The sequence below is a fragment of the Streptomyces roseoverticillatus genome, from assembly GCF_000719265.1.
Classification (GTDB): domain Bacteria; phylum Actinomycetota; class Actinomycetes; order Streptomycetales; family Streptomycetaceae; genus Streptomyces; species Streptomyces roseoverticillatus.
On record NZ_JOFL01000021.1, the window covers coordinates 134,819 to 144,412 of the forward strand.

Annotated in this window: 3 protein-coding genes, 1 tRNA gene and 1 rRNA gene; 1 reads left to right on the forward strand and 4 read right to left on the reverse strand. The window is 71.0% G+C overall.

The features are described 5' to 3' along the window. Positions 1 to 121 precede the first annotated feature (121 nt). Positions 122 to 5,638, reverse strand: coding sequence for a HAMP domain-containing protein (locus tag IF61_RS0124675; RefSeq protein WP_030368720.1), 5,517 nt, complete (start codon positions 5,636 to 5,638; stop codon positions 122 to 124). Between the two features lie 214 nt (positions 5,639 to 5,852). Between IF61_RS0124675 and IF61_RS0124680 the strand changes: the two genes are divergently transcribed. Continuing rightward, the gene (locus IF61_RS0124680; protein ID WP_043190510.1) at positions 5,853 to 8,504 is read left to right on the forward strand and encodes a SpoIIE family protein phosphatase; all 2,652 of its coding nucleotides are present in this window, start codon (positions 5,853 to 5,855) and stop codon (positions 8,502 to 8,504) included. 48 nt (positions 8,505 to 8,552) lie between these two features. Here the strand turns inward: IF61_RS0124680 and IF61_RS0124685 are convergent. From IF61_RS0124685 to rrf, 3 genes are all read right to left on the reverse strand, one after another. After that, a tRNA-Thr gene (locus IF61_RS0124685) sits at positions 8,553 to 8,625 on the reverse strand. Between the two features lie 96 nt (positions 8,626 to 8,721). Continuing rightward, complete coding sequence (locus tag IF61_RS0124690) at positions 8,722 to 9,405, reverse strand: DegT/DnrJ/EryC1/StrS family aminotransferase (protein ID WP_030368722.1); 684 nt, start codon at positions 9,403 to 9,405, stop codon at positions 8,722 to 8,724. A 92-nt stretch (positions 9,406 to 9,497) separates the two neighbouring features. Then, positions 9,498 to 9,594: ribosomal RNA gene (gene rrf / locus IF61_RS33515) — 5S ribosomal RNA — on the reverse strand; the annotation flags it as partial.

Sequence of the window (9,594 nt, forward strand, 5' to 3'; positions counted from 1 at the left end):
AAACGTAGTGGGGGACCAGAAGGTTCCCCGATTCCCGGGTCCCCACACGTCCTCGCGCACAGTCGGTCAGCAGTCTCCCGGGAGCCGGCCGCGGAGCCCGCACGGGGCCCGCGGCCGGCCGTCACTCGGCGCGCATCCACTGCTCCATCACCGTGAGCAGGTGGTCGGTGTCGACCGGCTTGGTGACGTAGTCGGAGGCTCCGGCATCCAGGCTCTTCTCGCGGTCGCCCTTCATCGCCTTGGCGGTCAGCGCGATGATGGGCAGGCCCGCGAACTGCGGCATCCTGCGGATGGCGGCCGTCGTGGCGTAGCCGTCCATCTCCGGCATCATGATGTCCATCAGGACCACCACGACGTCGTCGTGCTGCTCCAGGACCTCGATCCCCTCGCGCCCGTTCTCCGCGTAGAGCACCGACAGCCCGTGCTGCTCCAGGACGCTCGTGAGGGCGAACACATTGCGGATGTCGTCGTCGACGATCAGCACCTTCTCGCCGTGGAAGCCCCCGCCGAACCCGGAGCCGAAGCCCTTGGCCGTCGGTTGCTCTCCGTCACCGAACGGCTCCGTTGGCCAAGGCTCGCCGCCCTGAGGTGCCGCCGGGGACCGGTCCGCCGGGGCGGCCGGGGCGGGCCACTGCGCGGCGGCCTGCGCGGCCCGCTGGCGCCGCAGGAGCAGACCGGCCGCACCGCGCGCGGCCGCCTCCGGGCCGGCGCCGGGCAGGCCCGCCTCCAGCGCCGTGACGTCCTCGGGACCGCCCGCGTGCTCGCCGCCGTCCGGCTCGGGCCGGGTGCCCGGCGCGAGCTGCGGATAGCCCTGGGGCGGCAGCTCACCGGCGTTGAGCGGGAGGTAGAGGGTGAAGGTGGAGCCGCGGCCGGGCTCGCTCGCGGCGTGGATCTCGCCGCCGAGCAGCCGGGCGATCTCCCGGCTGATCGACAGCCCCAGGCCCGTACCGCCGTACTTGCGGCTGGTCGTCCCGTCGGCCTGCTTGAACGCCTCGAAGATGACCCGCATCTTGCTGGCCGCGATGCCGATGCCGGTGTCGGTGACCGAGAAGGCGATCACCTCGCCGTCCGGGTCGCGCAGCGAACCGGCCTCCAGGAGCTGCTCGCGGATGGTGTCCGGGACGTCGCCGCCGGCGGGCCGGATGACCAGCTCCACCGCGCCGGTGTCGGTGAACTTGACCGCGTTCGACAGCAGGTTGCGCAGCACCTGCAGCAGCCGCTGCTCGTCGGTGTGGAGCGTGGCCGGCAGCTCGGGCGAGACCCGCACGGAGAAGTCCAGGCCCTTCTCCGCCGTCAGCGGCCGGAACGTGGCCTCCACGTAGTCCACGAGCTGGACGAGCGCGATACGGGTCGGGCTCACGTCCATCTTGCCCGCCTCGACCTTCGACAGGTCCAGGATGTCGTTGATCAGCTGCAGCAGGTCCGAGCCCGCCCCGTGGATGGTCTCGGCGAACTCCACCTGCTTCGGCGAGAGGTTGCCGTCCGCGTTGTCGGCGAGCAGCTTCGCGAGGATGAGCAGCGAGTTGAGCGGGGTGCGCAGCTCGTGCGACATGTTGGCGAGGAACTCGGACTTGTAGCGCATCGAGACCGCGAGCTGCTCGGCACGCTCCTCCAGCACCTGCCGGGCCTCCTCGATCTCGGTGTTCTTCACCTCGATGTCGCGGTTCTGCCGGGCCAGGCGCTCGGACTTCTCCTCCAGCTCGGCGTTGGAGATCTCCAGTGCCTTCTGCCGGTTCTCCAGCTCGGCCGACCGCTCGCGCAGCTGCTCCGTCAGCTCCTGCGACTGCTTGAGCAGGATCTCCGTCTTGGTGTTGACGCTGATGGTGTTGACGCTGGTGCCGATCATCTCGGCGATCTGGTTGAGGAAGTCCTTCTGGATCTGGGCGAACGGCTGGAACGAGGCCAGCTCGATCACCCCGAGCACCTGGCCCTCGAAGAGCACCGGCAGCACGATGACGTGGGCCGGCGGCGCCTCGCCCAGACCGGAGGCGATCTTCAGATAGCCCGGCGGCACGTTCTCCACCAGGATGGTCCGCTTCTCCTTCGCGGCGGTGCCGATCAGCGTCTCGCCCGGCCGGAAGGAGGTGGGCATGGAGCCCATCGAGTAGCCGTACGAGCCGAGCATCCGCAGTTCGTACGCGTCCTCGCCGTGCTCCGCGCCCTGCCCGCCCGGCGAGCCCGTCGGCATCGCCAGGAAGAACGCGCCGTGCTGCGCGGAGACCACCGGCGTCAGCTCGCTCATGATCAGCCCGGCGACGTCGTCCAGGTCCCGGCGGCCCTGCAGGAGGCCGGAGATCCGGGCGACGTTGCCCTTGAGCCAGTCCTGCTCCTTGTTGGCCAGGGTGGTCTCGCGGAGGTTGGCGATCATCGTGTTGATGTTGTCCTGGAGCTCCAGGATCTCGCCGGCCGCATCCACGTCGATCTTGAGGTTGAGGTCGCCGCGGGTCACCGCGGTGGCGACCTCGGCGATGGCCCGCACCTGACGGGTCAGGTTCCCGGCCATCTCGTTGACCGACTCGGTCAGGTCGCGCCAGGTGCCGTCCACGTCGCGCACCCGCGCCTGGCCGCCCAGCTGCCCCTCGGTGCCCACCTCGCGGGCCACCCGCGTGACCTGCTCGGCGAACGACGACAGCTGGTCGACCATCGTGTTGATGGTCGTCTTCAGCTGGAGGATCTCACCGCGCGCGTCGATGTCGATCTTCTTGGTGAGATCGCCCTGCGCGATGGCCGTGGTGACCATCGCGATGTTGCGGACCTGGCCGGTCAGGTTGGAGGCCATGGCGTTCACGGACTCCGTGAGGTCCTTCCACGTGCCGCTCACGCCCGGCACGCGGGCCTGGCCGCCCAGGATGCCGTCGGTTCCGACCTCGCGCGCCACGCGCGTGACCTGCTCCGCGAACGCGGAGAGCGTCGTCACCATGGTGTTGACGGTGTCGGCCAGCTGCGCGACCTCGCCGCGCGCCTCGACCGTCACTTTCTTGGTCAGGTCGCCGTTGGCGACCGCCGCGGCGACCTGCGAGATGTTCCGCACCTGGCTGGTCAGGTTGTTGGCCATCAGGTTGACGTTGTCGCTGAGGTCCTTCCAGATGCCGGTGACGTCCCGCACCCGCGCCTGGCCGCCCAGCTGCCCCTCGGTGCCCACCTCGCGCGCCACCCGCGTCACCTGCTCGGCGAAGTCCGAGAGCTGGTCCACCATCGTGTTCACGGTGGTGACCAGTTCGAGGATCTCGCCCTTCGCATCGACGGTGATCTTCTTCGACAGGTCGCCCTTGGCGACCGCCGTGGTCACCTCGGCGATGTTGCGCACCTGCGACGTCAGGTTGTTGGCCATGAAGTTGACCGACTGCGTGAGGTCCTTCCAGGTGCCGGACACCCCCTGGACCTCGGCCTGGCCGCCCAGGATGCCCTCGGTGCCGACCTCCCGCGCCACGCGCGTGACCTGCTCGGCGAACGACGACAGCTGGTCCACCATCGTGTTGAGGGTGTTCTTCAGTTCCAGGATCTCGCCGCGCGCATCCACGTCGATCTTCTGCGACAGGTCGCCGCGCGCCACCGCCGTCGCGACCTGCGCGATGTTGCGCACCTGCGCCGTCAGATTGCCCGCCATGCCGTTGACGGAGTCCGTGAGGTCCCGCCACACGCCGGCCACACCGGGCACCTGCGCCTGACCGCCGAGCCGGCCGTCCGTACCCACCTCGCGGGCCACGCGCGTGACCTGCTCCGCGAAGGCGGAGAGCTGGTCGACCATCGTGTTGATGGTGTTCTTCAGCTCCAGGATCTCGCCGCGCGCGTCCACGTCGATCTTCTGGGAGAGGTCGCCGCGCGCCACGGCCGTGGTCACCTGGGCGATCTGCCGCACCTGCGAAGTCAGGTTGCCCGCCATGAAGTTGACCGAGTCGGTCAGCTCCTTCCAGGTGCCGCTGACGCCGTCCACCCGCGCCTGACCGCCCAGCCGGCCCTCCGTGCCCACGTCCCGCGCCATGCGCGTGACCTGGTCGGCGAAGGACGACAGCTGGTCGACCATGGTGTTCACGGTGTTCTTCAGCTGCAGCATCTCGCCGGAGACGTCGACCGTCACCTTCTGCGAGAGATCGCCGTTGGCCACCGCCGTGGTCACCTGGGCGATGTTGCGGACCTGCCCCGTGAGGTTACGGAAAGCGGTGTTCACCGAATCCGTGAGGTCCTTCCACGTGCCCGCCGCACCGGGCACCGCCGCCTGCCCGCCGAGCTCGCCCTCGACGCCGATCTCCCGCGCCACGCGCGTCACTTCGGCACCGAACGACGACAGCTGGTCGACCATCGTGTTGACCGTGTTCTTGAGCTCCAGCATCTCGCCGGAGACGTCGACGGTCACCTTCTGCCCCAGGTCGCCGTTGGCGACGGCGGTCGTCACCTGGGCGATGTCCCGCACCTGCGTCGTGACGTTACGGAAGGCCGTGTTCACCGAATCGGTGAGGTCCTTCCACGTACCCGCGGCCCCCGGCACCTGCGCCTGACCGCCCAGCCGGCCCTCGGCACCGACCTCGCTGGCCACCCGCGTCACCTCGTCGGCGAAGGTGCGCAGCGTCTCCGTCATCTGGTTGATCGTCTCGGCCAGCTGGGCGATCTCGCCCCGCGCGCTGACCGTCACCTTCTGCGACAGGTCGCCGTTGGCCACCGCCGTCGTGACCTGCGCGATGCCCCGCACCTGCGCGGTCAGGTTCCCGGCCATGAGGTTGACCGAGTCGGTCAGGTCCTTCCAGACGCCCGCGACACCGGGCACCTGCGCCTGACCGCCCAGCTCGCCCTCCGTGCCGACCTCGCGCGCCACGCGCGTGACCTCGGAGGCGAAGGACGACAGCTGGTCCACCATCGTGTTGACGGTGTTCTTCAGCTCCAGCATCTCCCCGGCCACGTGCACCGTGACCTTCCGGGAGAGGTCGCCCTTGGCGACCGCCGTCGTCACGAGAGCGATGTCACGCACCTGAGCGGTGAGCCGCGACGCCATCGTGTTGACGGAATCCGTGAGGTCCTTCCACGAACCCGACATACCGCGCACCCGGGCCTGACCGCCGAGCTTGCCCTCGGTGCCGACCTCGCTCGCCACCCGCGTCACCTCGTCGGTGAACGCCGACAGCTGGTCCACGAGGCCGTTGACCGTGCGCCCGACCTTGAGGAACTCGCCCCGCAGCGGGTGCGCCGCCCCGTCCGCGCCCTGCGAGCGCAGGTCCATCCGCTGCTCCAGGTCGCCCTCGGCCACCGCCGACAGCACCCGGCCCACCTCGGACACCGGCCGCACCAGGTCGTCCACCAGCGCGTTCGACGCGTCGATCGCGGCCGCCCAGGCGCCCTCGCAGGCACCCACCTCCAGCCGCTCCGTGAGTTTTCCCTCACGGCCCACGACCCTGCGGACCCTGGCCAGCTCACCCGTGAGCTGCAGGTTCCGGTCCGCGACCTCGTTGAAGACCGCGGCGATCTCGGCCATCACCCCGTCGCCGGAGACCGTCAGCCGCTTCCGGAAGTTTCCGTCGCGCATGGCGGACAGTGCCGTCAGCAGCCTGGTCAGGGCCGCCGTGTCGACTTCCGTCGTCCCATTGGCCCGGGACCGTCCGCCTTTCGCGCGCGTGCTCACGCCCCGCGCCGCCGCGCCAGACTCCACCGTGTCCCTCCCGCAGGGTCGATCATCCTCGTCGGGCTTCCACTTCAATCTTTCCCAGTGTTTCACCCCGGCCCGGCCAGGCCATAACAGTTCGGCAGCATCGCACACGGTCCGCGGGCACTCCGAAGGTGGAATCAGCTCGCACCGGCCTCCGCCCGTGCGGTGAAGGTAAGTAACCTGGCATCCGGCCAGGGCAATGGAGGGGCGCTGCGACATGGGCGAGCAGACCGCCGAGACCTACACGAGGAGACCTGTGATCACCGCGCGGGCTGCCGCCACCTTCGAGCCGGTCGGACGCTCGGTCGCCTCCGCCCGCGCCTTCGTCCGGGACACCCTCCAGGGCTGGGGCCATCCCGACATCATCGATGACGCCGTCGTCCTGACCAGCGAGCTCGTCACCAACGCCGTCGTCCACGCCGGCACCGCCGCCGACGTCCTGTGCATGCGCACCGGCACCGGCGTCCGCGTCGAGGTCGCCGACCGCTATCCCGAGCGCGAGGTGCCCCTGCAGAGCTCCGCGCGCCGCATCGGCGGCGTCGACCGCGAGGGCGGCCGCGGCCTGCTGCTGTGCGCCGCCCTCGCCACCCGCTGGGGCGTCGAGTACACCCCCACCCACAAGCAGGTCTGGTTCCAGCTCGACCTGCCCGACCGCCCCGCCGGCACCCGCTCCGCGGGCCCCGCCCTGCCCACCGAGGCCCTCCCCCTGGCCGACCCGCGCGTCCGTGTCGCCGTCATCCAGCTCGACCGCACCGGCACCATCACCGGCTGGAACGACGACGCGGCCGCCCTCTTCGGCTTCACCGCCGACCAGGTCACCGGCAAGCCGCTCACCGACTTCGCCGCCTGGCCGCACACCCCCGGCACCTCCACCGGCATCGCCGAGGCCCTGCGCCTGTCCCGCTGGGAGGGCTCCTACGGCATAAGGGGCGCCGACGGCCGCATCACCCCCGTCTACGCCTCCCACCTGCGCGTCCGTGACAACGAAGGCGCGCCCTCCACCGTCTGCCTGCTGGTGCGCGAGGAGGAGCGGGCCGTCCTGCAGAGCCTGCAGCGCTCCCCCGCCCCGGACAGCGGCGCCGCCGACCGGACCACCGTCGACCCCTTCGAGGTCTTCATCGGCTCCCCCGCCCCCGACGACCTCGACGGCCTCCTGCAGCGCACCGTCGAGCGGGCGCGCGACATGCTCGACGGCGACGCCGCCTACCTCCTGCTGGCGACCGACGACGAGACCGAGCTGGAGGTACGGGCCTCCACCGGCCTGCCGTCCGCCCGCCAGCGCTTCGCCCGCGTCCCCGTCGAGGCCGGCACCGGCCGCTACGGCTCCGCCCGCATGCCCGCCGTCCACGAGGACCTCGCCGTCATCCCCGGCGCCGTGCCCCTCCTCGCCGACACCGGCATGCGCTCCGTCGTCACCGTCCCCCTCAAGGTAGAGGGCCGCCTCACCGGCTCCCTGGGCGTCGCCGCCGAGGCCCCCGGCCGCTACAGCAACGAGGAGGCCCTCCGCCTCCAGTTCGCCGCCGACCGCATCGCCCTCGCCGTCGAACGCGCCCGCCTCAACGAGCTCGAACGGCTCCGCCGAGGCTCCCTGTCCTTCCTGGTCGAGGCCTCCGACCTGCTCGCCGGCACCCTCGACCGCGACCAGACCCTCGCCCTCATGGCACAGATGACGGTCCCCACCCTGGCCACCTGGTGCGCCGTCTACACCGTCGCCGACCCCGCCTCCGAGCCCGAGCTGTCCTACGTCCTGCACGAGGACGAGGACCGCATCGACGGCCTCAAGACCCTCCTCGGCAAGCTCGCCCCGCCGGACCCGGTCCCCACGCCCGGCGCCCGCGTCTGGACGGCCCCCTCCGAGGCCGCCCACGCCTCCGCCCTCCGGGGCTCCCTGCGCTCCCTCGGCCTGGCCGGCTCCACCGACCACCCGGCGGCGCCCAGCACGTCCCTCGCCACGGCGGCGGCCGTGGGCGGCGAGACGGTCGTCCTGCCGCTCGTGGCCCGCAACCGCGTCATCGGCATGCTCACGCTCGGCAAGCCCACCGACGACCACTTCCGCCAGGAGATCCTGGAGCTCGCCGAGGACCTGTCGCGCCGGGCGGCCCTCGCCCTCGACAACGCCCGCCTCTACAGCGAGCGCACCGCCATCAGCCAGTCCCTGCAGCGCAGCCTCCTCCCGCCGGAGCTGCTGCACGTCCCCGGTGTCGAGGTCGACGTCATCTACCGCGCCGCGGGCGAGGGCAACGAGGTCGGCGGCGATTTCTACGACCTCTTCCCGATCCGCGACGGCGCGTACGGCTTCGCCATCGGCGACGTCTGCGGCACGGGCCCGGAGGCCGCGGCGGTCACCGGCCTCGCCCGGCACGCGCTGCGCCTGCTCGCCCGCGAGGGCTACGGCGGCCCGGCCGTCCTGGAGCGCCTGAACGCCGCCATCCTCGACGAGGGCGCCCGCAGCCGCTTCCTGACGCTGCTGTACGGCGAGCTGCGGCCGCAGGAGGACGGCAGCGCGGTCCTCAAGGTCGTCTGCGCGGGGCACCCGCTTCCGCTGCGCCTGCGCCAGGACGGCACGGTGGAGGCCGCGGCCGACCCGCAGCCGCTGCTGGGCGTCATGGAGGACCTGGAGCTGTACGAGCAGACGGTCACCCTGGAGCCGGGCGACGTGCTGCTGTGCGTCACGGACGGTGTGACCGAGCGCCGCGAGGGCACGCGCATGCTCGGCGACGACGGCCTCACGGACCTGCTGACGACGTGTACGGGCCTGACGGCGGGCGCGGTGGCCGCGCGGGTGCTGCGGGCGGTCGAGCGCTTCGCCGCCGAGCCCGCGTCGGACGACATGGCGATCCTGACGATGCGGGTACCGGAACTGCAGTGAGTGAACATAAAGAAGGCCCCCGCCATTTGGCGGGGGCCTTCTTTATTGAGCCCCAAAACGGAATCGAACCGTTGACCTTCTCCTTACCATGGAGACGCTCTGCCGACTGAGCTATTGGGGCCGGCAACGAGATAAAGCATACCCCATGTTCGTACGCCCTTTTGACTACGTGAGCGGGGCAGGCGGGAGGTACCGGCCCTGCCGCCCGGTCAGCGGTTCAGGCGGCTTCCGGGACCAGCCCGCCGAGCGCATTGCAGACGGCCACGACGCGGCTGAGTTCCCGCGGGGTGAGTGCGGCGTCCACGGGCAGGGCCAGGCACTGGTCGGCGGCGCGCTCGGTTTCGGGAAGCCACAACTCCCGCCGGTAGGCGGGCAGTCGGTGCACCGGTGTCTGTACGGGGATGCGGCAGCGCACGCCGCGGGCCCGCAGTGCCCGCGCGAAGGCGTCCCGGTCCGGCCGGCCGTTGCCGGGGATACGGACGACGTAAGTGCGGTAGCTGTGTTCGACGCCGGGGCCCGTGGCGGGTGTCACGACACCCCTGAGCCGGGTGTTGAGGTAGGCAGCGTTCGCCTGCCTCCTCCGGGCGTTCTCGTCCAGGGGAGCCGCGGGCTCGTGCTCGACGACGATCAGCCCGCGCCGTTCGGCGACGGCTCGTAGGCCGGCCAGGTCGGCGCGGCGGCCGAAGAGGTGAACGGGCATCAGTGCGGCGGTGCGGAGTGTGAGGGTCGCGGCGACCGAGGCCGGGTCGAGGCAGAGGCTGTCCGGGTCGATGTCCGCGAACACGGGCGCGGCTCCGGCCCGGCGGACGGCCTCGGCTGCGTCCGCTGTGGCGTATGACGGTACGACGACCTCGTCACCTGCACCGATGCCCGCTGCCGTGAGCGCTTCCACTGTCCCCATGGGGGAAGGGTTTCCCTGGGACGTGAACGGGGTGCAAATAAAAAAGCTCCGGTAGCTGAACATGAGTTCAGCTACCGGAGCTTCTAAAATTTGTTCGGCGGCGTCCTACTCTCCCACACGGTCCCCCATGCAGTACCATCGGCGCTGAAAGGCTTAGCTTCCGGGTTCGGAATGTAACCGGGCGTTTCC

Excerpts from the sequence above, each read along its gene's own strand:
- IF61_RS0124680 (WP_043190510.1), top strand. The coding sequence starts at position 5,853 with ATGGGCGAGCAGACCGCCGAGACCTACACGAGGAGACCTGTGATCACC.
- IF61_RS0124690 (WP_030368722.1), bottom strand. The coding sequence starts at position 9,405 with ATGGGGACAGTGGAAGCGCTCACGGCAGCGGGCATCGGTGCAGGTGAC.